A 22,955-nucleotide genomic window follows, 5' to 3' on the forward strand; every position below is an offset into this window, starting at 1 on the left:
CCCGCCCGGTCCGCGCTCCCGCCGCGAGATCGCGTCCGGGGCGAGGGCCCGCGTGCGTGGTTCGGCGCGCGAACGGCCGGACGACGACGAACGGCGCCACCCGCGTGGGGTGACGCCGTTCGTCGTCGTGCCGGTGGTCGAGGTGCCGGTCAGTCCCGGATGAGACGCGCGCTCGAGAGCGAGGCGGGCGGCTCCTCGTGGTGCTCCTCGGCGGGGTCCGTGCCCTCGACGAGGCCGTGGCGGTGCGTCTCGGCCTCGGCGAGCTCGGCGGGCGTCACCGGCTCGACGCGGTCCTCGTAGAACCACCTCGAGAAGGCCCGGCGCAGCTTGCCGGGGCCGCGCTGGCCCGCAGGCCGGTCGACACCGTTCTCGTCGACCTCGGGCTCCTCGAGCACCGGGCGACCGGCCTCGTAGCCGACGAGCGTCCAGCGCTCGTGCTCGTCGAGGGGGCGGTGCCAGCTGTGCATCGAGCCGTCGGGCAGCTGGACGAGCCGGCCGGTGTTGTGGCCCTCGAGGACCAGCTCGCGGTCCCGGCGCTGCAGCGCGAGGCAGATGCGCTTGACGAGCGGGAAGAGGATGAACGGGAGCGCGAAGAAGGCGACCCGGAACGCCCACGTGATCTGGTTGATCGACAGGTCGAAGTGGGTGGCGATGATGTCGTTCGAGCCGGCCGCGAACAGCAGCCCGAACTCGGCGATGATGATGACGCCGACGGCGGTGCGCACGGGCACGTTGCGCGGGCGGTCGAGGACGTGGTGCTCGCGGCGGTCGCCGGTCACCCACTGCTCGATGAACGGCCACATGGCCAGGAGCCCGAAGAGGATGCCGGGGATGACGACGCCGGGCACGAGCACGTTGAACGGGATCGTGAACCCGCCGATGACGACCTCGGTCTGCCCCGGCATGAGCCGGAGCGCGCCCTCGAGGAAGAGCATGTACCAGTCGGGCTGGGCGCCGGCGCCCACGGGGGAGGGGTCGTAGGGCCCGTAGTTCCACACGTTGTTGATCGACATCGTCGCGCCCATGAGCGCGAGGACACCGAACACGACGAAGAAGAAGCCGCCCGCCTTGGCCATGTAGACCGGGAACAGCGGGAACCCGACGACGTTCTTCTCGGTCCGGCCGGGGCCGGGGTACTGCGTGTGCTTGTAGACCACGACGAGCATGAGGTGGACGGCGACGAGCGCGAGGATGAGCCCCGGGATGATGAGGATGTGCACCGTGAACAGCCGCGGGATGATGTCGGTGCCCGGGAACTCCCCGCCGAACAGCCCGTAGCTGGCGTAGCTGCCGATGATCGGGATGCTCTTCGCCACGCCGTCGGCGATGCGCAGGCCGTTGCCCGAGAGGACGTCGTCCGGCAGCGAGTAGCCGGAGAAGCCGGCGAGCAGGCCGAGGATCATCAGGCCGAAGCCGACGAGCCAGTTGATCTCGCGCGGCTTGCGGAACGCACCGGTGAAGAAGATGCGGAACATGTGCGTGACGATCGACGCCATGAACAGCAGGGCGGCCCAGTGGTGGATCTGCCGCATGAGCAGACCGCCCTTGACCTCGAAGGACATGTAGACGGTCGAGCGGAACGCCTCGGACATCTCGACGCCCTGCATCGTCACCGGGAGGGCGTCCTCCGGGTAGACGGTGTGGCCCATCGAGGGGACGAAGAACATCGTGAGGAAGATGCCCGTGATGATGAGCGTGATGAAGCTGTAGAGCGCGATCTCGCCCAGCAGGAACGACCAGTGGTCGGGGAACAGCTTGCGGGCGAACTCCTTGACGAGCTTCGCTCCGCCGACACGCTCGTCGAGCATGACGCCGGCCTTGCCGGCCGCGGTCCGCGGCGCGGAGGCGGGCAGCGCGTTGGGGGTGGCGGTCGTGGTCACTTGAGACGCTCCCAGTAGCTCGCCCCGATGGGCTCGTCGAAGTCGGCGGTCGCGATGAGGTAGCCCTCGGTGTCGACGGCGATCGGCAGCTGCGGCAGCGGGCGCTTGGCCGGGCCGAAGACGACCTTCGCGCCGTCGGTCATGTCGAACGTCGACTGGTGGCACGGGCACAGCAGCTCGTGCGTCGTCTGCTCGTAGAGCGCGACGGGGCAACCCACGTGCGTGCAGATCTTCGAGTACGCGACGATGCCGTCGTAGCTCCAGTCCTGCCGCTCGGGTGCCTCGGTGATGATGCCGGGGTCCATCCGGACGAGGATGACGACGGCCTTGGCCTTCTCCTCGTAGTAGTGCTCCTCGGCGTCCATGCCCTGCGGGACGATGTGGAAGACCGAGCCGCGCGTGACCGCGGAGGCCTGCACCGGGTCGCCCGTCGGGTCGATCGCGAGGCGGCGGCCCACGCGGCCGTCGGCCGTCTCGCCGAAGAAGCTCGGGTCGGCGTCCTCGGGCGTGTCGCCCCAGATCGTGTGGCGGAACTTGTCGACGTCCCAGTCCCGGCCGAGGTTGCCGACCAGGGGCACGACGAAGGGGAGCGGGGCGAGGGCGAGGGCGCCGGCGAGCGCGCCCTTGAGCAGCGGTCGGCGGGCGATGTTCGAGTCGTCCGCGCCGCGCTGGAGGATCTGCTGCGCCTCGGCCCGCTCGGCGGCGCCGGACGCGACGGAGTGGCGCTCCTCGATCTGCTCCTCGTCGTTCATCAGCGACTTCGCCCAGTGGACGGCCGCGATCCCGATGCCCAGCGCGCCGATCCCGAGGCCCAGGCCGAGGGAGAGGTTGGAGAGCCGGACGCTCATCATCTCGGCGTTGAGCGGCAGGACGACGTAGAGGACGATGCCGGCGACCGACGCGACGATCGAGATCGTCAGCAGGGCCACGACGATGGCCTCGGACCGCTTGGCGGCGGCCGGGTCCGAGTCGCCCAGGCGGTGCTTGTGCGGGGCCAGGCCGGGGTTCTCGAACCGCTCCTGGACCGCGACCGCGGAGTCGCTCTCGCGGCCGGTCGCCACCTCGCGGTGGTGGTCGTTGTGGGGGGTGGTGCTCACGAGGACTTCGCTCCGATCCAGACCGAGGCGGCGACGAGGACGCCCATGCCGACGATCCACACCCACACGCCCTCGTTGACGGGGCCGACGGAGCCGAGCGAGAGCCCGCCCACGGACACGTCACGCTGCGCGACGAGGTAGGCGATGACGTCCCGCTTGCCCTCGGGGGTGATGTTGGCGTCGTTGAACACCGGCATCGACTGCGGGCCGGTGAGCATGGCCTCGTAGATCTCGGTCGGGGTGGAGCCGTCGAGGGCGGGCGCGTACCGGCCCTCCGAGAGGGCGCCGCCGGCGCCGACCGCGTTGTGGCACATCGCGCAGTTGGTGCGGAAGAGCTCCATGCCGTTGGCGGCGTCACCCATCTCCGGGTCGACCTGCTCGGCGGTGGGAACCGACGGGCCGGGGCCGAGGGCCGCGACGAACGCGGCGACCTGGTTGATCTCCTCGGGCGTGAAGCTCGGGTTGCCGGCGGGGGCCTGCGGGCCGTTCATGCGCATCGGCATCCGGCCGGTGGCCATCTGGAAGTCGACGCTCGCCGCGCCGACGCCGACGAGCGACGGGCCGATGTCCGTGCCCGTGGCGTCGAGGCCGTGGCAGGTGGCGCAGTTGGCCTGGAACAGCCGCTCGCCGGCCTCGGCGTCCTCCGAGGAGCTCTCGGCGGACGTCGCGTCCGCGGTGCCCGCGTCGACGAGGGCGAGGACCCCGCCCGTCATCAGCAGTGCGAGCAGGAGCAGGATGACCGGTGCGTACCGGCTCCTCCTGCGGGCGGCGAGTGCCTTCACGATTCTCGACCTCTCGGTGGTGAGTGCGGTGGTGGGGGTCGTGGGATGTCGGGGCTGGTCCGGACCTTTCCGTGCCGCGCCCCGGCGACGCTATCTGATGACGTAGATGATGATGAACAGGCCGATCCAGACGACGTCGACGAAGTGCCAGTAGTACGACACGACGACGGCGGAGCCGGCCTCGAGGTGGCCGAAGACCTTGGCCTGGTACGAGCGGCCGAGGACGTAGAGGAACGCGATGAGCCCGCCGATGACGTGCAGCGCGTGGAAGCCGGTCGTGATGTAGAAGACCGACGAGTACGAGCTCGCCTGGATCGTCACGCCGTGGTGCATGAGCTCGATGTACTCGGTCGTCTGACCGGCGACGAAGATCGCGCCGAGGACGAAGGAGAGCACGTACCACTCGTTCATGCCCCAGCGGCGGATGTCGAGCATCGAGCCGGTGCGGGACTGCTGGAACCGCTCGGCGGCCCACACGCCCATCTGGCAGGTGAAGGAGCTGGCGACGAGGATAATCGTGATGCTCAGCGCCCACGGGAAGTTGAGGACGGACGCCTCGTCCGACCACGCCTCCGGTCCGGCGACGGACCGGTGCGTGAAGTACATCGCGAACAGTCCCGCGAAGAACATCAGCTCCGAGCTGAGCCAGACGATGACGCCGACCGACAGCGGGTTCGGCCGGTTCACCGTTCCCGGGACGTGGGCGGGTGCAGAGGTAGACGACACCCGGTCATTATGACCCACCCGAGGAGGTGCGCGGACCTCTCCCGTCGGCGCGCCGACAGGTCGGGACGGCCGCGCGACGTGGTACCCGCGGGGGAGGCGGCCGGTCCCGGCGGTCTGTGGGTCGCGCCACGGCCGGGTGGCGCGGCGCGGCGGGCCTACGATGTGCGGGGCAGCCCGGCCGTGCCGGGCCGCCGGGCACCGGACTTGTGAGGAGCAGGACATGACCGTGACCAGGGCCGACCATGGGGCCGAGCCGGCGAAGGACGTCGACGAGGGACGCCTGAGAGTCCTCGTGTTCTCGGACGACTCCGCCACCCGCCGCGAGATCGTCTCCTCGGTCGGGCGGCGCCCCGCGCGCGACGTCCCCCTGGTCGACCTGGTCGAGACCGCCACGGCCGAGGCGGTCGTCGAGGCCGTCGAGGCCGGCGGGATCGCCGCTCTCGTCCTCGACGCGGAGGCGGCCAAGGAGGGCGGGATGTCGCTCACCCGCCGCCTGAAGACGAGCGTCTACAACTGCCCGCCCGTGCTGCTGATGATCGCCCGTCCCCAGGACCGGTGGCTCGCCACCTGGTCGGAGGCCGACGCCGTCGCCACCTACCCGGTCGACCCGCGGGAGCTCCAGGAGGCCCTGTCCGGCCTGCTCCGCGAGCGCCTGTCGTGAGGTCGGGGCGCGCCGCACGCTGGCCCGACCTCCTCGCCCGCGTGGTCGCGGGGGAGGACCTCTCCGCCCGGGACACCGCGTGGGCGATGAACGAGGTGATGACCGGCGCGACGGACGACGTGGTGCTCGGCGGCTTCCTCACCGCGCTCAGCACCAAGGGCGAGTCCGTCGAGGAGCTGCGCGGGCTCGCCGACGAGATGCTCGCGCACGCCCTGCCGGTCGACGTGCCCTCCGACGTGGTCGACATCGTCGGGACGGGGGGCGACCGCCTGCGGACCGTCAACATCTCGACGATGGCCTCGCTCGTCATCGCCGGGACCGGCGTGCGCGTGGTCAAGCACGGCAACCGGGCGTCGTCCTCCGCGTCCGGCTCGGCCGACGTCCTCGAGCGGCTCGGGGTGGATCTCGACCTCGACGTGCCCACGGTCGAGCGGGTGTTCCACGAGAACGGCCTGACGTTCTGCTTCGCCAACATGTTCCACCCGTCGATGCGGTACGCCGCCCCCACCCGGCGCGCGCTGGGGATCGGGACGGCGTTCAACCTGCTCGGGCCCCTGACGAACCCGGCCCGCCCCCGCGCGGGCGCCATCGGCGTCTCCCCGGTCCGCAGCGCCCCGCTGGTCGCCGGCGTGCTCGCGGCCCGCGGCACCTCTGCGCTCGTGTTCCGCGGACGCGACAACGGGCTCGACGAGCTGTCGTCGACCACCGTCAACCAGGTGTGGGAGGTCACGGACGGCGAGGTGCACGCCCGCGAGATCGACGCCGTCGCCCAGCTCGGCCTGGCCCCGACCACGGTCGAGGACCTGCGGGGCCAGGACGCCGGCTACAACGCCGGTGTGGCGGAGCGGCTCCTGGCCGGCGAGACCGGTCCCGTGCGCGAGGCGGTGCTGCTCAACGCGGCCGCCGCCCTCGTCGCCGACGGCACCCTGCCCGGGCTGGACCGTGCGGAGCAGCCGGACCTCGTCGCGCGGCTGCGGACGGGCATCGACCACGCCCGGGAGTCCGTCGACACCGGCGCCGCGCGCGCCCGGCTCGACCGCTGGATCGAGCTCACCGACAGCTGAGGGCCGGACCTCGCCCAGAATATCAAGCGGGAGAACTGGATTGTTCGATATCCAGTCCTCCCGCTTGATTCATTGGGCAGTCAGTCGAGGCCGATGTGGAACGCCTGCTCGAGGTCGTTGCGGGAGTAGGCCTGGAACGCGAGGTACGTCGTCGTCCCCGTGACGCCCTCGATCTTGCCGAGCCGGTCGGACACGACGACCGCGAGGTCCTCGTGCTGCGCCACCCGGGCGATCGCGACGAGGTCGAAGTCCCCCGTGACGGAGTAGACCTCGGCGATGCCGTCGAGGTCGGCCACGCCCTGGGCGACCTCGGGGATCCTGGCCACGTCGGCCTCGATCATGACGATGGCGGTGAGCATGTCTCCTCCTGGAGGTCGGTCGGTCGCCGGGCGGTGCCGGGGCTGGGACGGCGTCAGCGGCGCCGGCCCCCATCATCCCCGATGAGCGAGTCGGGTCCGGGCGGCAGGGGCAGGGAGGCGGCACCGCCGGTCGGCGAGCCGAGCGGCGCGTCGCCGGAGTGCTCGACGATCCGGGTGCCGCCCCGCCACAGCCAGTCGGCGAGGATCTCGGTCTCCTCCGCCGACGCCGCGCCCCACTCGCTGCTCGGCGGTTGCACGTGCTCGGCGGTCGCGACGAGGTCGGCCACGGTGTCCATCGGGTCGACGCCCCGCGGGGACACGGCGGTCCCGGCCAGCCGGCCGTGCCGCACCACGACGATCTCCCACCCGCCGGCGGCCAGGGCGCGGGCGGCGACGATCTGCGCGGTCGCGACCAGCGGACGCAGCAGCTCGGTGCGCCGGGCCGCGACGAGCAGCGCCCGCAGCCGGTCGCGCTCCGTCCCGGCCTCCTCGTACCGCTGCCGTGCGGCCAGCTCCCGGATCCGGGCACGCAGCCGGGCGTTCACCTCCGAGACGTCGCCCGCCAGCACCCGGCGCACCGCCGCGACCGCGTCCTCGTGCGGGAGCGGCTCCGACGTGCCGGCGGCACGCGTGCGGGGGCGGATCTCGAGCAGTGCGGGGGAGCCGACGCACGGCGCCGAGCACTGGCCGAGCTCGGCGAGCGCGCAGGCGCGGGCGTCGGCGCGCGGGGTGGCGGGCAGTCGCGTGGTGCAGCGACGCACGGGCACGGCGGCCTGGATCGCCTCGACCGCGCGCTGGGCCGCCCTGTGGGACGTGAACGGCCCGATCGCGGAGTCCAGGCCCCCGGCCGGCAGGGATCGGACGATCGTCACCCGCGGGTGCGCCTCGTCGGTCAGCCGGACCCAGGGCATCCGCGCCGGCCGCTTCGAGCGCCGGTTGTAGGGCGGGTCGAGCTCGGCGATGAGGCGCAGCTCGCGGACCTGGGCCTCGAGCACGGTGGCGCACGGGATCTCCTCGACCGACACGGCCAGGTCGACCATCTCGCCGATCCGCGCCCGGCGCTCGGCGCTCGTGAAGTAGGAGCGCACCCGCTGGCGCAGGTTCGTCGCCCGGCCGACGTACAGCACCTGCTGATCGGGGCCGACGAACCGGTAGACGCCCGGGCCGCGCGAGAGCCCGTCGGCGAGGGTCGACTTGCGTCGGCGGTGGGCGGGCACCTGCTCGGCCAGCGTCGGCAGGTCCTCGCGGTGCGTGATGCCGAGCGGGGTGAGTCGGCCGATGAGGGCGTGCAGGACGTCGACGGTCGCGCGCGCGTCGGACAGGGCCCGGTGGTCCGGCGTCGTCGTCGCCCCGAAGTACGCGGCGAGCGTGCCGAGCTTGCGGTTGGGCACCTCGTCGTTGGTGACGACGCGGCGGGCGAGCTGGACGGTGTCGACGATCATCGGCCGGGGCCACTCCCGCCCGGCGCGGCGGAACGCCTCCTTGAGGAAGCCGACGTCGAACCGCGCGTTGTGCGCGACCAGAACGGAGCCCGTCTCCAGGCCGGCCATCTCGAGGAAGGTGGGGAGCACCTCCTCGATCGGCGGCGCGGGCGTGACCATCGCCGTCGTGATGCCGGTGAGGACCGTGATCTGCGGCGGGATGGGGACGCCCGGGTTGACCAGCGTGCCGAGCTCGGCGAGCACCTCGCCGCCGCGGACCTTGACGGCACCGATCTCGGTGATCCGGTCCGACCTGGCCGCCCCGCCGGTGGTCTCCAGGTCGACGACGACGAACGTCACCTCGCTCAGCGGCGTCCCGAGCTCGTCGAGCCCGACCTGGTAGGGCCGGCCGCCCGGCCCGCCGTCCTCGGTCGCGAGGCGGCGACCGGGCGGCGGGGCGAGCATCGAGGTCATCCCGTGAGGCTACGGACGCGCGCCGACAACGCGCGCGAGCGGGACGGGTCCGGCGCGTCGGAGCGGCGTGGCCCCACGCGCCGTGGTCCGCGCCCGACGGCGTTCCCGTCGGCCGCGTGACATGGCTCCGCGGTCACGACGAGGTGCCGGCCCCGCCGTTGTCGCGTCGGGTCCGGGCGTCGGAGTAGAGCGAGTCGACGACGTCGGCGTGATCGGCGAGCACCGCGGACCGCTTCACCTTGAGCGACGGCGTGAGGTAGCCGTTGTCGACCGTGAGGTCCTCGGGGAGGATGACGAACTCCTTGATCTGCTCGGCGCGCGAGAACTTCGTGTTGACCCGGTCGATGCCCTGCTGGAGCCGCTCGCGGACGAACGGGTCGGTGCGCGCCTGCTCGGGCGTGAGCGGGTCCCGGCCGTGGTTCGCGAGCCAGCCGGGCAGCATCTCCTCGTCGAGCGTGAGCAGGGCCGCGATGAACGGCTGCTTGTCGCCCACCACCACGCACTGGGAGACGAGCGGGTGTCCGCGCAGCGGGTCCTCGAGCAGGGCGGGGACCACGTTCTTGCCGCCGGCCGTCACGATGATCTCCTTCTTGCGGCCGGTGATCCGCAGGTGCCCGTCGTCGAGCGAGCCGAGGTCGCCCGTGCGGAAGAAGCCGTCCTCGGTGAAGGCGTCCGCGCCGACCCCGCCGCGGTAGCCGCGGAACACGGGCAGGCCCCGCACCTCGATCTCGGAGTCCTCGGCGATGCGGATCTCGGTGCCGGGCATCGGCAGGCCCACCGTGCCGATGCGCAGGGAGTCGGGCCGGCAGACGGCGATCGGCGCCGTCGTCTCGGTGAGGCCGTAGCCCTCGAGGACGACCAGGCCGACGCCGCGGTAGAAGTGCCCGAGCCGCTCGCCGAGCGGCGCACCGCCCGAGACCGCGTACTTCAGGCGGCCGCCCATGACGTCCCTCAGCTTGCCGAGGACGAGGCGGTCGAGGACCCGGTAGCGGGCCTTGAGCAGGGCGGAGGGGCCCGAGGGGGTGTCGAGCGCCCGCGAGTACTGCTCGGCGGCCTGCGCCGCAGCGCGGAACAGCTTGAGCTTGATGCCGCTGCCCGCCTTCTGCTCGGCCGAGTTGTAGACCTTCTCCCAGATCCGGGGGACCGAGAGGAGGAGGGTGGGCCGGAAGACGGCGAGGTCCGCGACCGCCTCCTTCGGGTCGGGGGCGTGCCCGAGCGGGACGCCGGCGGCGAGGATGAGGACCTCGACGAAGCGGGCGAAGACGTGGGCCAGCGGGATGAACAGCAGCGTGCAGGAGCCGGGCTGCGCGACGACCTCGTGGAGGTCGTGCACCGACTCGACGGCGAGCACGGCGAAGTTCTCGTGGGTGAGCTCGGCGCCCTTGGGGCGGCCGGTCGTGCCCGAGGTGTAGATGATCGTCGCGAGGTCGGCGAGCCGGACGGCCCGCTGGCGCTCCCGGACCTGCTCGTCGGTCACGTCGGCGCCGCGGGTGGTCAGCTCCTCCAGGGCGCCGTCGTCGATGACGAGGACCTCGCGCAGCGTCGGGGTGCCACCCTCGAGCGTGCCCGCCTCGCGCAGGACCTCCGCGTTGGCCCCGGTCTCCGCGAACGCGACCGTGACCGCGGCGTCGTTGACGATCCACTGGGCCTGGTCGGACGCGGAGGACTCGTAGATCGGTACCGGCACCGCTCCGACGTACCAGGCGGCGAGGTCGAGGAGCGTCCACTCCAGCCGGGTGCGGCACATGATCGCGACCGAGTCGCCGGCTCCGACCCCGGAGGCGACGAGGCCCTTCGCGAGCGCCTCGACGCGGGCGAGGCTCCAGGCGGCGTCCCGGTCGACCCACTCGCCGTCGACCTTCTCCCGGAACAGCACGCGGCCCGGTGTCTCCCGGGCGTGGTCGACCAGCAGAGTGGTGATCGAGGAGTCGTCGGGCACGTCGATCACGCGGGGGAGCGAGGCGATCGGGCGGGGGGCGTGCTCGCTGGACATGGGGGCCTCCGTCGGCTCGTGGTCCTGCCGGGCGAACGCGGCCGCCCTGACGTCGTTGGTGGGGCAAGAGTAGGCGGCGGCGGGCGGTCCTGCGCGCGGCGCGACGACGCGGTCCGGCCGTGTCGGTGTCTGCGCCCGTCGCCGGTGCAGCCGTTCCCGGCGCGTCGCCGCGCACGGCCCGGCGCGCGGCGCGACCGGCCGCGGGGCGTCCCGGTCAGACGACGGCGCCGTCCGAGCCGTGGCCGCGCTCGCCGGGGAGACGACGGACGAGCAGGGTGATGCCCCCGATCGTGACGGCGAGCCCGAGCAGCATGATCAGCACCGACGGGGGACGACCGACCAGGCCGAGGACGATGCCGGCGACGATCGGGCCGATCGCGAGGAGCCACCCGACGACAGCGCCGGGGTCGGACAGGTCCGGTCCGGGCGGGTCGGGCTCGACGAAGCCGTCGATGCCCCACGCCGGGTCCTCCGGGTGCTCCTCGAGCAGCTCGTCGCGCGGCCCGAGCGGACGGGGCGTGCGCGCCGGCCGGTCGTCGGTGGCCGGGGGAGCCGGGGAACGGACGGGCGCGGCACCGAGCTGGTCGAGGATCGACGCGAACCGGCGGTCGACCTCTGCGTCGTCGAGCTCGCCCGCGCCGGAGGTGTTCGCGCCGTCGGGCCGCCCCGCGCCGGAGGGGGACCGGTCGTCGGAGGGGTTCTCGTCGTCGGGATCCTCGGGAGAGGTGCCGGGACCGGGCTCGCGCCCGTGGTCGTTCCCCGCGGACGGCGGGCCGACCGACGTCCGCTCGTCGTCGCCCGGCTCCTCGGGGTACGTGGTCACCCGGCCACGGTATCGCCGCGGGCGCCCGCGCGGGCCGCGGGGGCGGCGGCCCCGCTCCTAGGATGGAGGGGTCCACGATGACCTCGCCGTCGAAAGGCCACCCATGACTGTCCGCCGCGTCGCCCTGCTCACCGCGGGCGGGTTCGCCCCGTGCCTGTCCTCCGCCGTCGGCGGCCTGATCGAGCGCTACACCGAGATCGACCCCGAGGTCGAGATCATCGCCTACCAGCACGGCTACCACGGGCTGCTCACCGGCACCTCGATCGAGATCACCCCCGAGGCGCGCGCGCAGGCACCGATCCTCCACCGGTTCGGGGGCAGCCCGATCGGCAACTCGCGCGTCAAGCTGACGAACGTCAAGAACCTCTTCGAGCGCGGGCTCGTGGCGGAGGGGCAGAACCCGCTCCAGGTGGCCGCCGACCAGCTCGTGGCCGACCGGATCGACGTCCTGCACACCATCGGCGGCGACGACACCAACACCACGGCCGCCGACCTCGCGCAGTTCCTCGAGGAGAACGGCCACCACATGACGGTGGTCGGCCTCCCGAAGACGATCGACAACGACATCGTGCCCGTCCGGCAGTCGCTGGGGGCCTGGACCGCCGCCGGCGAGGCCGCCGAGTTCGCCGCCAACATCGTCGGCGAGCACCGGTCCAACCCCCGCATGCTCATCGTCCACGAGGTGATGGGGCGGCACTGCGGGTACCTCACGGCGGCCGCCGCCCGGCGCTACCGGACGTGGCTCGACGCCCAGGAGTGGGCGCCGGCGCTGGGTCTGACCCGCGAGCGGTGGGACGTGCACGCGGTCTTCCTGCCCGAGCTGCACCTCGACATCGACGCCGAGGCCGAGCGCCTGCGCGCGATCATGGACGCCCAGGGCAACGTCAACGTCTTCCTCTCCGAGGGCGCGGGCGTCCCCGAGATCGTCGCCGAGCTCGAGGCGAGCGGCGAGGAGGTCGAGCGCGACCCGTTCGGCCACGTCAAGCTCGACACGATCAACCCGGGCGCCTGGTTCGCCGAGCAGTTCGCCGAGAAGCTCGGCGCCGAGAAGGTCATGGTGCAGAAGTCGGGTTACTTCTCCCGCTCCGCGGCCGCGGACCCGGACGACCTGCGGCTCATCAAGTCGATGACCGACCTCGCCGTCCAGGTGGCGCTCGAGGGCGGCTCCGGCCTCATCGGGCACGACGAGGAGCGCGGCGGGCTCCTGCGCGCGATCGAGCACGAGCGGGTCGCCGGGGGCAAGGCGTTCGACATCTCCCAGGAGTGGTTCACCGACCTCATGGCCGCGACCGGCCAGGACGTGCGGGCCGCGGAGCAGACCGCGCACTGACGCGTCGCGGGCGCGGTGGCGGCGACGTCACCGCGCCCGCGCGTCGTAGGTCACGTCCGACGACCGGGCGGGACGTCCCCGGCCCGCGGCGCCCTGCCTACGATGGCGCGGTGAACGTCGAGCCCACCGCGGAGACCCTGGCCGGACTGCAGCAGTGGCGGAGCATGACCGCCGCCCAGCAGCCGACCTATCCCGACCCGGAGGCGCTGTCGGCCGTCGTCTCCGAGCTCGAGTCGAGCCCCCCGCTCATCTTCGCCGGCGAGGCGGACCGGCTCACCGGTCTCATGGCCGCCGCCGGACGCGGGGAGGCCTTCCTCCTCCAGGGCGGCGACTGCGCGGAGACCTTCGCCGAGTCGACCGCCGACCGCATCCGGAACAAGATCCGCACGATCCTGCAGATGGCGGTCGTCCTCACCTACGGCGCGAGCCTCCCGATCGTCAAGATGGGGCGGATGGCCGGCCAGTACGCCAAGCCGCGCTCGAGCGACCTCGAGACCCGGGACGGCGTCACGCTGCCCTCCTACCGCGGGGACGCCGTCAACGCGCACGGCTTCACCGAGGAGGACCGGGTGCCGGACCCCCAGCGGCTGCTCGGGATGTACCACCGCTCGGCGACGACGCTCAACCTCATCCGCGCCTTCACGGGCGGCGGTTTCGCCGACCTGCGCCTCGTCCACGAGTGGAACCGCGGGTTCATCGAGAACCCCGCCCACGGCCGCTACGAGTCGCTCGCCGGCGAGATCGGCCGCGCGCTGCGGTTCATGGCCGCCGCCGGGGTCGACTTCGACGCGCTGCGCACGGTCGACATGTACTCCTCGCACGAGGCGCTGCTGCTGGACTACGAGGCCGCGCTCACGCGGATCGACCACCGCACCGGGCAGCCCTACGGCACGTCGGCCCACTTCCTGTGGATCGGCGAGCGCACCCGTCAGCTCGACGGCGCCCACGTCGACCTCCTCTCGCGCGTGCGCAACCCGATCGGCGTCAAGCTCGGCCCGAAGGTCACGCCCGACGAGGTCCGCAGCCTCATCGACCGACTCAACCCCGACGGCCTCGCCGGCCGGCTCACCTTCATCTCGCGCATGGGCGCGGGCATGGTCCGCGACGCGCTGCCGGGCATCGTCGAGTCGGTCGTCGCGGACGGCCGGCCCGTGACCTGGGTGTGCGACCCGATGCACGGGAACACGATCACCTCCCCGTCCGGCTACAAGACGCGGGAGATGGACACGATCCTCGACGAGGTCCGCGGGTTCTTCGAGGTGCACCAGCAGATGGGCACCGTGCCCGGCGGCCTGCACGTCGAGCTGACCGGGGACGACGTCACCGAGATCATGGGCGGCGCCGACCCGATCGACGACGCGGGGCTCGCCCGCCGGTACGAGACGCTGGTGGACCCGCGTCTCAACCACCAGCAGTCGCTCCAGATGGCGTTCGAGGTCGCGGAGATGCTGCGCAGCTGAGGCCGCGCGGACCGCGGCGGGGAGCGGCGAGGTCCGGGCCGCCCCGCGCCCGGTCCCGGCCTGGACCCGGACGGTTCGCAATGGCCGGATGTGGCCCGGCTGGTTCTCGCCGACCGGGCGTCAGACCACGCGGAGCGTGACGACCGTGCCGGGCTCGACCATGGCCCCCGCCGCGGGCGTCTGCTCCCGCACCGTCCCGTAGAACGCGCCGAGCACGTCCTCTCGCTCCGGCTCGAGCCCGAGCTCCTCGAGGCGGGCGATCGCGTCGTCGACGTTCTCGTTGAGGAGGTCGGGGACCTCGACGAGCTCGGGGCCGAGCGAGATGACGATCTCGACCTGGTCGCCGACGTAGGCGTCGCCGTCCGCGGGGTCCTGCGAGATGACCAGGCCCTCGTCGACGGTGTCGGAGTGCTCCTCGACGACGTCGGGCTCGAGCCCCGCCTCCCGGAGGGCGTCGGCCGCGTCCGCGCGGGTCTCGCCCGTCACGTCCGGCACCTCGGCGGGCTCGCGCCCGTCGGACACGACGACGTCGACGGGGCGGTCGTGCGGGACGACCTCGCCCGCCGCCGGGTCGGTGGAGACGATCTCGCCCTCGGGGACGGTGTCGTCGTAGGCGGTCGTCACCTCGCCCAGGGTGAGCCGGGCCGTGGCCAGCACGGACTCCGCGTCCTCCAGGGGCGTGCCGACGACGTCGGGGACCGCGAGCGTCTCGACGCCGAGGGAGACGATGACGGTGACGGAGCCGTCGCGCGTGCGTTCGCCCGCCGCCGGCGTGGTGGCGACCACGTTGCCCTCGGAGACGTCGTCGGAGTAGGCCTGCTCGAGCTCGGTGCTCAGCCCGGCGTCCTCGAGGGCGGCGACCGCGGCGTCGCTCGTCCGGCCCGTGACGTCGGGGACCGTCGTGCCCGCGAGCGGGCCCGCCGTCAGCAGCCACCAGCCGCCCGCGAGGAGCGCCGCGAGGACGACGAGCAGGAGCGAGACGACGCCGGTGCGTCGCCGCCGGACGACCCGCGCACGGGTGGACGACGTGCGTGCGGCCCGGCCCCGGTGCGAGGGGCCGGAGCCGGTCGGTGACCCCGGGTGGTCGGACGACCGCCCGTCGTCGCCGGCGCCGCGCAGGGCGATCGGACGGGTGTCGTGGGAGTCGGCGGGGGTGGCCCTGACCGGTCGGGTGACCGGGTGGACCGGGGTGTCGTGGCGGGACGGTGCGTCGTGGTGGGACGCGGAGCCGGACGCGTCCCGCTCGCGCGGCGCCGGGGCGGTCGTCGGCGCGTCCGGCGATCCCGCGGCGGCCCGGGCGGGCGACCCGGTACGGGCCGCCGCGCCGTTCGCAGCGCGGGTGTGTGCCGTCCCGTCGGCGGTCTCCCGCGCGCCGGTGTCCACGTCCGACGTCGCGAGGCGCGCGCCCGATCCGGCCGGACCGCCCGATCCGGCCGGACCGGCGGATCCGAGCGGTCGCGAGCCGGCGGGCACGGGGCGCGTGGCGGAGGCGGCCGGGCGCGAGCCGGCGGGCGCGGGTCGTGACCCGGTGGCGGAGGCCTTCGCCCTGCGGGGTGCGGGTCGCCCGTCCGGACGGATCGAGCCGATCGGGATCGCGACCGACCGCGAGGCGGTGTCGACCGCGCCGGTGTCGGCCGAGGTGCCGGTCGGCTCGTCGTCGAACACGGCCGGCGGGCGGGGCTCGACGTCGGAGCGCATGTCGAGGACGTCGTCGGGCAGGACGGCGCGGGTGCGGCGCACGAGAGCGAGCGCCTCGCCGGCGTCGGCCGGCCGGTCGTCCGGGTCCTGGGCCGTGAGCGCGGCGACGAGGTCGTCGACCTCGCGCGGGATCCACGGCAGCTCCGACCCCGGGCCGGGCACGGCGCTGTTGACGTGCTGGAAGGCCACCTGCGCCGGGGTCGTCCCGGTGAAGGGCTGCCCGCCCGTGAGCAGCTCGTAGGCGACGATGCCGGCGCCGTAGACGTCGGCGGGCGGGTCGGCGACGCCCTCGAGGACGGTCTCGGGCGCGATGTAGGCGACGGTCCCGAGCACGGTCCCGGACGTGGCCGCCGTCGTCTCGCTGATCGCGCGGGCGAGGCCGAAGTCCGCGACCTTCACCCGGCCGTCCGCGGTGACGAGGATGTTCTCCGGCTTGATGTCCCGGTGGACGAGGCCCGCGCGGTGCGCGGCGGCGAGGGCGTCGAGCACCTGCTCGAGGACGTCGAGGGTCTGCCCGAGGGTGAGCGAGCCGCGGGCCCGCAGCTCGTCGCGGAGGTTGGGGCCGTCGACGAGCTCCATCGCGAGGTAGGAGGACTCGCCGGTCACGCCCTGGTCGTGGACGGCGACGACGCCGGGGTGGGACAGGCGGGCGGCGGCCCTCGCCTCGCGCCGGAACCGGCGCACGAAGTCCGGGGACTCGGCGAGGTGGGGGTGCATGATCTTCACCGCGACCACGCGCTCGAGCCGCAGGTCCTGCGCACGGTAGACGCTGGCCATGCCGCCTCGGGCGATGCGCTCGATGATCCGGTAGCGCTCGTCGACGAGGTGGCCGGCCAGCGGGTCGGCGCGGGTGTCCACGGGCGGATGCTATCCGGGCGCGGACGGCCTCAGGTGGACCCGCGCCGGGCCGGACACCCCTGGTGGCAGGGGCGGCCCGGTCCCGGCGCGGTCGTGACGTCCCTGGTCAGAACCGGTTCATCGCCGCACGGACGGTGTCGACGTAGTTCTCGGTGTCGGGGTACATGCCGTGGGCGCGGACGCCGCCGAGTCCCTGGTAGTAGGCGGCGATGCCCTGGTCGGAGTCGTCCGCCGAGCGCTGGAGCGCGCGGATGATGGCGACGCCGGCGACGACGTTGTCCTGCGGGTTCATGATGTTGAGCGGGCGGCCCACGAGGTCCGAGGCCCACTCGCCCGACGACGGGATGACCTGCATCGTGCCGATCGCGTTGGCGGGGGAGACCGCGGCGTGGTTGAAGCCGGACTCGACGAACGCGTGCGCGAGGGCGAGCCGGGGGTCGACGCCCATCGACACGGCCGTGCTGCGCACGAGCTCCTGCATCGAGGCCCGCGAGGGGACCCCGGACGCGACGAGCGCCGTGCGGTTGGCGTTCGCCGCGCCGACGACGGCCTCGGGGTACGTGCGTCCCGCGAAGGTCGAGCCGACCCCGCCGGAGGTGTTCCCGGGGTCGGAGGTGGCGGGGCCGGCGGCCGCGGCGCCGGGCATCGTCAGGGTCTGGCCCACGTAGATCCGGCCGTCGGAGCCGATCGAGTTGGCCTCGGCGATCTCCGCCACCGAGGTGCCCTGGGCGCGGGCGATCCCGGTGAGGGTGTCTCCCGCGCGCACCGTGTAGCTGCCGCCCGTGGACGAGGCCGACGACGACGGAGCCGCGGCGTCCGTGGCCTCCGCGCCGCCCGCGCCCGGGATCGTCAGGGTCTGCCCGGTGCGGATGACCGTCCCGGTGAGGGAGTTCGCCTGCTGGATCTCGCGCACCGACGTGCCGTGGGCACGGGCGATGCCGATGAGCGTGTCACCGGCGGAGACGAGGTAGCTGCCGCCGGTCGACGAGGTCTGCTCGGCGTTCGCGGGCGCGCTCGCGCCCGGGACGGTGAGGGTCTGGCCGGCCAGGATGAGCGAGCCCGACAGGGAGTTGGCCCGCTGGATCTCGCGCACCGTGGTGCCCAGCTCGCGGGCGATCCCGGTAAGCGTGTCCCCGCGGCGGACGGTGTAGCTCGTCTCCTCCGGCGAGAGGCGCACGGGTGTGGCGGGGGAGGTGCGGACCACGGCGACGGGTGCCGAGGTGACGGCCGGTGCGGGTGCGTGCGTGGTGACGGGCGCCTGGAGCGCCGCGTCCTGCACGGCGGGAGTCTGGGTGGCCGGCGCCGGGACGTCCGACGCGACGGCCGGGACGGCGAGGAGCGTCGGCGCACCGATCGCCGTGGTGGCGATCGCGGCGAGGGTGATCGGTCGGTGGGTGGTACGGCGATGCGCGCGTGCGACGGCGGGCATGTGTCCTCCGGGAAGTGGTACGCGACCCACCCCTGCGAGCATGCCCCCAGGCTGCGGGTGTGAACAGATTGACAGGTGTTACTGGTGTAACGATTGGGACACTAGTGGTTGTTGGGGCAGGAGTCGAACGTGTGGCGCGTCCTGGACGGCCGGGCGGGTCGGGAGCCGCCGGCGCGGCGGTCGGCGGGTGCGGGGTCGTGGACGGAGCGGGGAGGGACCGGGGTGTCGGCGTCGGACCCCGGCGTGACCGAGGGGCTTCCGCGACTACGCTGGCCGTCATGCCTGGACCGACCTGGATCTCCGTGCCCGAGGCCGCCGACCTGCTCGGCATCCGCGACCGCGACGTCCGTCAGCTCGTCCGGGACGGTCGCCTCGTGACGGTGCGGTCGTCGACCGGGGCGGCGGGGATCGCTCGCGAGATGCTCGACCTGGCCGCCGAGCCCCCGGCGGCCCTCGACGGCCTCGCCGGCACCCTCACGCTGCTGGGCGACGGTGGGATGTCACCCGAGACGGTCGTCGACTGGCTGTGGGAGCGGGACGACGAGCTTGAGGAGACGCCGATCGAGGCGCTCCGGTCCGGTCGGGTTCACGCGGTACGCCGCGTGGCGCTCGCGCAGGCGTTCTGAGGGCCGGGCCGCTCTCCTAGGCCGAGCGGGTGACGAGCGCGGCCGCGAGGGCCTCGAGCACCTGACGGGGTGCGTCGTCGAGCGCAAGGTCCGTCAGGGCCCGGCCGGCGGCCTGCTCGCGCTCGTCGATGAGGCGCTCGTGCGCCGCCCGGGCGCCGGTCGAGGTGATGACCTCCCGCAGCCTGTCCACCCCGGCGGCGTCGAGCGCGGGGTCGCCGACGAGCGCCTCGATCTCGTCCCGCTCGTCCGGGCCCGCGGCGCTCCACGTGAGCGCGAGCAGGGCGGTCCGCTTACCCTCCCGCAGGTCGTCGCCCGCGGGCTTCCCGGTGACCTCGGGATCTCCGAACACGCCGAGCTCGTCGTCGCGGAGCTGGAACGCCTCGCCGAGCGGCTCGCCGACCGCCCGGAGCCCGGTGACGAGCTCCGGCGCGCCGCCCGCGAGCGCCGCTCCGAGCGCGAGGGGGTGCTCGACCGAGTACCGCGCGGACTTGTGCCGCAGCACCGTGAGCGAGCGGGTGAGCGCGCCGTCCGGGTCGGTGCGCAGCGGGGTGGCCGCCGCCCGGACGTCGAGGTACTGCCCGGCGGCGACCTCCGCGCACATGTGGTCGTAGATCGCCCGGGCGGTCGCGCCCGGTCCCGCGTCGACGGCGGCGCGGGCGGCATCCATCGAGGCCGACGAGGCGGCCAGGAGGAGATCCCCGAGCAGGATCGCCCCGGCCACGCCGAACGACACCGCATCGCCGTCGAGCCGCTGCTCGCGGTGCGTCCCGGAGATGGCGACGTGCGCCGCCGGGAGCCCGCGGCGCACGTCGGCGCCGTCCATCACGTCGTCGTGGACGAGCGCCGCCAGCTGGAAGAGCTCGAGCGCCGCCCCGGCGCGCACGACCGGGTCCGGCGCGTCGACCTCCTGCGGGCCTCCGGCGGCGAGGTGCCCCGCGTAGGCGAGGAGGGCGCGCGACCGCTTCCCGCGGGCGAGCAGGGCGCGACCCGGGTCGACGAGGGCGTCGAGCCGGCCGGTCAGCCCCTCGAGCCGCGCGAGCGTGGCCTCGAGCTCGGTGCGCGTCGCCGCGTCGACCGCCGAGCGGACGGCGGGCAGGGGGGCGGGCAACGCGTCGGGGGCCATGGGGTCAGGGTACGGGCGCGGGTCGGCCACGAGGTCCCCGGGCGAGTCCACAGGTCGCCGTGCGGCGGTGCTGTGCACAGGGCCGCTCCGGGCGGTGGGAGCCGGCTGCCAGCGTGCTCGCATGACGCCAACGACGCTCCGACTGTCCTGCGACGCCGACCTGGTCGGCGCCGTCCCGCACCTCTTCGGGTTCGTGCCCGAGGAGTCCCTCTCGCTGCTCACGGTGCCGATGCCGCCGGGGCCTCCCGGGGTCGGACCGGCCGCGCGGCTCGAGCTGACCGAGGCGGGCGGCCCCGGCGGGCAGCCCTACGTCGCCGGTGTGATCTCCCGGTTCGCCCGCGACAGGTTCGGCATCTACGCCGCGGTCGTGCACACCGACCTCCCGCTGAGGGACGCGTGCGAGTCGCCGGTCGTGCTCACCGCGGTCCGGAGGGTCCGCGAGCTCGACGACCCTCGCGTCGGCGCGTGGGTCGTGGCGCGCGACGGGTGGCAGCGCCTCCCGGGGCACGCGCCGTTCGAGGACCGGTCGGGTCCGCGCCCGCTCGACGAGCTGGGGCACGCACGGGCCGTGACCGAGCTCGTGCTCACGGGCTCGGCGCCAGTCGCGGGTCGGGCTGACCTGGGGATCGCGCGCGAGCCGGACTCCGCGACCGGGAGCCTCCTGCTCGACGCGCTCGCGGACCGGATGCAGCGGCGTCTGCCGGGGGTGGTGCTGACCGTGCGCGCGTACGACGAGCTCGTGACCCGCAGGCTCCGTCCCGACCAGGGGCTGAGCGGGCGGGACCGGGAGCTGCTCGCCCGGCTCCTCCTCGGCCTCGAGCGGCCGGGCGTCCGTGACGCCGTGCTCACGCGCGTGCTCGTCGGGACGGGCATGCCGGTCGAGCTGCTGACGGAGCCCGAGCTCGTCGGGCAGCTGTGGACGGGTGGTCCCATCGAGGCCGCCGACCGTCGCCGACCGCTCGAGGTGCTGGCCAGGTTCGCCCCCTCGGGGGTCGTGGCGCCGACGTCGGCGCTCCTCGCCCTGCTGGCGTGGCGCCGCGGGGAGGGGGCGCGCGCGGCCGTGCTCGCCGAGCTCGCGCTCGAGGATCGGCCGGAGTACAGCCTCGCCCGCCTCGTGCTCGAGGTGCAGGCATCCGGGGCGATCCCGCCGGCAGCCCGGCAGGACGCGCTCGAGGATGACGCGGACGACTGGTTCGGTCCGTCGCCGTTCCTCGACGAGCCCGGCGGGCACCCCGACCTCGACGATCTCTCGGACATCGAGGAGGACGGCCCCGACGGGTCGTGGTGGCTCGGTGGTCCGCCGACCGACGACCGGTGCCTGCAGATGTACACGGAGGAGCTGATCGACGAGATCGAGCGGGGCGACGGGCGCTCGGGGACCACGTGAGGACGGCGCGGGCCGCGCCGAGCGCGCTGCGGTGGCAGGCGTCGCCCGGGACGTCCGGGTAGCGTCGTCCTGGCGCGCACCGCACGGGTGGCCGCGCGGAGGAGGACCCGATGCACGTCGTCGTCGCGTACCTGGCCACGCCCGAGGGCGAGGCCGCGCTCTCGGAGGCGATCGCCGCCGCCACGGAGCGGGACGAGCGGGTCGTCGTCGTCCTCACCCGTGCGCGGACCGAGGTGGACACGCAGACGGTCGTCGAGGTCGATGCGGACGCCGCCCGCGCCCGCCTCGACGAGGCGGACCTCGCCTACGAGATCCGGTACGTCGGGCTGGGGCGGGACGCCGGGCACGAGATCGTGCAGGCGGCCGTGGACACGCAGGCCCGGCTCGTCGTCCTCGGCCTGACGCGCCGCGCACCGACGGGCACCCTGAGCCTCGGCTCCGGCGCCCAGCACGTCCTGCTCGAGTCGCCGTGCCCCGTGCTGGTCGTCCATCCCTGATCCCGCCCGGCCGCGTCCCCGGCGCCGTACGCTGGAGGGCGCAGCCCACCCGCCGCACCGTCGCACCGGAGGACCGCCGTGACCGAGCAGGACGTCCAGCACACCCCCTTGCACGTCGCCCACCTGGACGCCGGCGCCTCGATGACCGACTTCGCCGGCTGGGACATGCCGTTGCGCTACAGCTCCGAGCTCGAGGAGCACCGGGCGGTCCGCACCGCGGCGGGCCTCTTCGACCTCTCCCACATGGGCCAGGTCGTCGTGGAGGGCCCGGGTGCCGGGGAGGCGCTCGACCGGGCGCTCGTCACCCGCCCCTCGACCGCCGAGGTCGGGCGGGCGAGGTACTCGGTCATGCTCGACCCCGACGGGGGCATCGTCGACGACCTCGTCGTGTACCGCCTCGGCGAGCACGAGTTCCTCGTCGTGGCGAACGCCGCCAACCGGCTCGTCGTCGTCGACGAGCTGACCCGTCGGGCCGAGGGCGTCGCCGACGTCTCGGTGGAGGACCGCACCACCGCCCGCGCCCTGATCGCGGTCCAGGGTCCGCAGGCGCCGGCGATCCTCGCGTCCGTCACGGACGACGATCTCGACACGCTGCGGTACTACCGGGCGCGGCGCGCGACGGTGGCCGGCGTCGACCTCCTCGTCGCGCGCACCGGCTACACCGGGGAGGTCGGCTACGAGCTCATGCTCGGTGCCGCCCACGCCCGCTCGGTGTGGGACGCCCTGCTCGTGGCCGGCGCCGAGGAGGGCCTCGTCCCGGCCGGGCTGGCCTCCCGCGACACGCTGCGCCTCGAGGCCGGCATGCCGCTCTACGGCAACGAGCTCTCCCGGTCGACGGGCCCGGACGAGGTCGGCCTCACCCGGCTCGTCGACCTGACCGAGGAGCACGCGTTCGTCGGCCGCGCGGCGGTGGAGGCCGCGCGTGAGCGCCCGACCGGACGGGCGCTCGTCGCGCTGTCCGGCGAGGGCCGTCGCGCCGCGCGCGCGGGGTCCGCAGTGCTCGTGGGGGACGTGGAGGTCGGGACGGTGACCTCCGGGGCGCTCTCCCCGACCCTCGGCCACCCGATCGCGCTCGCCCTCGTCGATCGCCCCCTCGAGCCCGGCACGGCCGCCGAGGCCGACGTGCGCGGGCGTCGGCAGGCGATGACCGTCGTCGAGACCCCGTTCTACAAGCGCCCGTCCTGACGTCGACCGGTCGCGCCGCACCCGCGACGTCCCCTCCTCACCCGCCTCCTCCCGTTCGCCCCACCTGTCCCCGTCAGACTCG

Annotated in this window: 19 protein-coding genes; 8 read left to right on the plus strand and 11 right to left on the minus strand. The window is 74.1% G+C overall.

Features of this window, described 5'->3' with window-relative positions; genetic code table 11:
- Positions 1–149: 149 nt before the first annotated feature.
- From ACPYO6_RS02505 to ACPYO6_RS02520, 4 genes are all read right to left on the minus strand, one after another.
- A complete protein-coding gene (locus tag ACPYO6_RS02505) occupies positions 150–1,880 on the minus strand; it encodes a cytochrome b (protein WP_425713313.1) in 1,731 nt (576 codons plus the stop codon).
- Positions 1,877–2,977, minus strand: coding sequence for a ubiquinol-cytochrome c reductase iron-sulfur subunit (locus ACPYO6_RS02510; RefSeq protein ID WP_425713314.1), 1,101 nt, complete (start codon positions 2,975–2,977; stop codon positions 1,877–1,879). The genes ACPYO6_RS02505 and ACPYO6_RS02510 overlap by 4 nt, the downstream gene beginning before the upstream one ends.
- Entirely contained in the window at positions 2,974–3,759 is a 786-nt protein-coding gene (locus tag ACPYO6_RS02515; protein WP_425713315.1) for a cytochrome c, read from the minus strand. Before ACPYO6_RS02515 ends, ACPYO6_RS02510 begins: the two co-directional genes overlap by 4 nt.
- A gap of 90 nt (positions 3,760–3,849) precedes the next feature.
- Complete coding sequence (locus ACPYO6_RS02520; RefSeq protein ID WP_425713316.1) at positions 3,850–4,485, minus strand: cytochrome c oxidase subunit 3; 636 nt, start codon at positions 4,483–4,485, stop codon at positions 3,850–3,852.
- 220 nt (positions 4,486–4,705) lie between these two features.
- Here ACPYO6_RS02520 and ACPYO6_RS02525 point away from each other — a divergent pair, with 220 nt between their 5' ends.
- Together ACPYO6_RS02525 and trpD are read left to right on the plus strand one after the other, a co-directional pair.
- The gene (locus ACPYO6_RS02525) at positions 4,706–5,146 is read left to right on the plus strand and encodes a hypothetical protein (RefSeq protein ID WP_425713317.1); all 441 of its coding nucleotides are present in this window, start codon (positions 4,706–4,708) and stop codon (positions 5,144–5,146) included.
- Positions 5,143–6,210 (plus strand): anthranilate phosphoribosyltransferase, encoded by a 1,068-nt coding sequence (trpD, locus tag ACPYO6_RS02530; protein ID WP_425713318.1) that lies wholly within the window; start codon positions 5,143–5,145, stop codon positions 6,208–6,210. The genes ACPYO6_RS02525 and trpD overlap by 4 nt, the downstream gene beginning before the upstream one ends.
- Positions 6,211–6,290: 80 nt before the next feature.
- On the opposite strand, the gene ACPYO6_RS02535 is transcribed toward trpD, so the two are convergent.
- The 4 genes from ACPYO6_RS02535 to ACPYO6_RS02550 all read right to left on the minus strand — a co-directional run bounded on the left by ACPYO6_RS02535 (position 6,291) and on the right by ACPYO6_RS02550 (position 11,280).
- Positions 6,291–6,569: an Lrp/AsnC family transcriptional regulator gene (locus ACPYO6_RS02535; RefSeq protein WP_425713319.1), complete on the minus strand. Its 279-nt coding sequence runs from the start codon at positions 6,567–6,569 to the stop codon at positions 6,291–6,293.
- 53 nt (positions 6,570–6,622) lie between these two features.
- On the minus strand, positions 6,623–8,464 hold the full coding sequence (locus ACPYO6_RS02540; protein ID WP_425713320.1) for a DEDD exonuclease domain-containing protein: 1,842 nt from the start codon (positions 8,462–8,464) through the stop codon (positions 6,623–6,625).
- 133 nt (positions 8,465–8,597) lie between these two features.
- Positions 8,598–10,457, minus strand: a complete 1,860-nt coding sequence (locus ACPYO6_RS02545) for an AMP-dependent synthetase/ligase (protein WP_425713321.1) — start codon at positions 10,455–10,457, stop codon at positions 8,598–8,600.
- A gap of 214 nt (positions 10,458–10,671) precedes the next feature.
- Positions 10,672–11,280, minus strand: a complete 609-nt coding sequence (locus ACPYO6_RS02550; protein ID WP_425713322.1) for a hypothetical protein — start codon at positions 11,278–11,280, stop codon at positions 10,672–10,674.
- Positions 11,281–11,383: 103 nt separating this feature from the next.
- On the opposite strand from ACPYO6_RS02550, the gene ACPYO6_RS02555 reads away from it, so the two are divergent.
- Positions 11,384–12,610, plus strand: a complete 1,227-nt coding sequence (locus tag ACPYO6_RS02555; RefSeq protein WP_425713323.1) for a pyrophosphate--fructose-6-phosphate 1-phosphotransferase — start codon at positions 11,384–11,386, stop codon at positions 12,608–12,610.
- Between the two features lie 110 nt (positions 12,611–12,720).
- Positions 12,721–14,070: a class II 3-deoxy-7-phosphoheptulonate synthase gene (locus tag ACPYO6_RS02560; RefSeq protein WP_425713324.1), complete on the plus strand. Its 1,350-nt coding sequence runs from the start codon at positions 12,721–12,723 to the stop codon at positions 14,068–14,070.
- A gap of 120 nt (positions 14,071–14,190) precedes the next feature.
- Here ACPYO6_RS02560 and ACPYO6_RS02565 read toward each other — a convergent pair whose 3' ends face one another.
- Entirely contained in the window at positions 14,191–16,626 is a 2,436-nt protein-coding gene (locus tag ACPYO6_RS02565) for a PASTA domain-containing protein (RefSeq protein WP_425713325.1), read from the minus strand.
- Between the two features lie 106 nt (positions 16,627–16,732).
- Entirely contained in the window at positions 16,733–18,055 is a 1,323-nt protein-coding gene (locus tag ACPYO6_RS02570) for a LysM peptidoglycan-binding domain-containing protein (RefSeq protein WP_425713326.1), read from the minus strand.
- Positions 18,056–18,333: 278 nt separating this feature from the next.
- Between ACPYO6_RS02570 and ACPYO6_RS02575 the strand changes: the two genes are divergently transcribed.
- Positions 18,334–18,681 (plus strand): Rv2175c family DNA-binding protein, encoded by a 348-nt coding sequence (locus ACPYO6_RS02575; RefSeq protein ID WP_425713327.1) that lies wholly within the window; start codon positions 18,334–18,336, stop codon positions 18,679–18,681.
- A 16-nt stretch (positions 18,682–18,697) separates the two neighbouring features.
- Here ACPYO6_RS02575 and ACPYO6_RS02580 read toward each other — a convergent pair whose 3' ends face one another.
- Positions 18,698–19,804 carry a polyprenyl synthetase family protein gene (locus ACPYO6_RS02580; RefSeq protein WP_425713328.1) on the minus strand — a complete coding sequence of 369 codons (1,107 nt, stop codon included), beginning with the start codon at positions 19,802–19,804 and terminating at the stop codon, positions 18,698–18,700.
- Positions 19,805–19,925: 121 nt separating this feature from the next.
- On the opposite strand from ACPYO6_RS02580, the gene ACPYO6_RS02585 reads away from it, so the two are divergent.
- The 3 genes from ACPYO6_RS02585 (at position 19,926) to gcvT (ending at position 22,873) form a co-directional block, all read left to right on the plus strand.
- Positions 19,926–21,191 carry a DUF4192 family protein gene (locus tag ACPYO6_RS02585; protein WP_425713329.1) on the plus strand — a complete coding sequence of 422 codons (1,266 nt, stop codon included), beginning with the start codon at positions 19,926–19,928 and terminating at the stop codon, positions 21,189–21,191.
- Between the two features lie 110 nt (positions 21,192–21,301).
- The gene (locus tag ACPYO6_RS02590; protein ID WP_425713330.1) at positions 21,302–21,688 is read left to right on the plus strand and encodes a universal stress protein; all 387 of its coding nucleotides are present in this window, start codon (positions 21,302–21,304) and stop codon (positions 21,686–21,688) included.
- Between the two features lie 78 nt (positions 21,689–21,766).
- Positions 21,767–22,873, plus strand: coding sequence for a glycine cleavage system aminomethyltransferase GcvT (gcvT, locus tag ACPYO6_RS02595; protein WP_425713331.1), 1,107 nt, complete (start codon positions 21,767–21,769; stop codon positions 22,871–22,873).
- Positions 22,874–22,955: the final 82 nt, after the last annotated feature.

Origin of the sequence: Georgenia sp. Z1344, assembly GCF_049856295.1 — a bacterium.
Taxonomy (GTDB): Bacteria; Actinomycetota; Actinomycetes; order Actinomycetales; family Actinomycetaceae; genus JB111.

Coding starts and splice junctions, on each gene's coding strand:
- ACPYO6_RS02580 (WP_425713328.1), bottom strand. CDS start 19,804: ATGGCCCCCGACGCGTTGCCCGCCCCCCTGCCCGCCGTCCGCTCGGCG.
- ACPYO6_RS02540 (WP_425713320.1), bottom strand. CDS start 8,464: ATGACCTCGATGCTCGCCCCGCCGCCCGGTCGCCGCCTCGCGACCGAG.
- ACPYO6_RS02525 (WP_425713317.1), top strand. CDS start 4,706: ATGACCGTGACCAGGGCCGACCATGGGGCCGAGCCGGCGAAGGACGTC.
- ACPYO6_RS02575 (WP_425713327.1), top strand. CDS start 18,334: ATGCCTGGACCGACCTGGATCTCCGTGCCCGAGGCCGCCGACCTGCTC.
- ACPYO6_RS02535 (WP_425713319.1), bottom strand. CDS start 6,569: ATGCTCACCGCCATCGTCATGATCGAGGCCGACGTGGCCAGGATCCCC.
- ACPYO6_RS02590 (WP_425713330.1), top strand. CDS start 21,302: ATGCACGTCGTCGTCGCGTACCTGGCCACGCCCGAGGGCGAGGCCGCG.
- ACPYO6_RS02555 (WP_425713323.1), top strand. CDS start 11,384: ATGACTGTCCGCCGCGTCGCCCTGCTCACCGCGGGCGGGTTCGCCCCG.
- ACPYO6_RS02585 (WP_425713329.1), top strand. CDS start 19,926: ATGACGCCAACGACGCTCCGACTGTCCTGCGACGCCGACCTGGTCGGC.
- ACPYO6_RS02545 (WP_425713321.1), bottom strand. CDS start 10,457: ATGTCCAGCGAGCACGCCCCCCGCCCGATCGCCTCGCTCCCCCGCGTG.
- ACPYO6_RS02570 (WP_425713326.1), bottom strand. CDS start 18,055: ATGCCCGCCGTCGCACGCGCGCATCGCCGTACCACCCACCGACCGATC.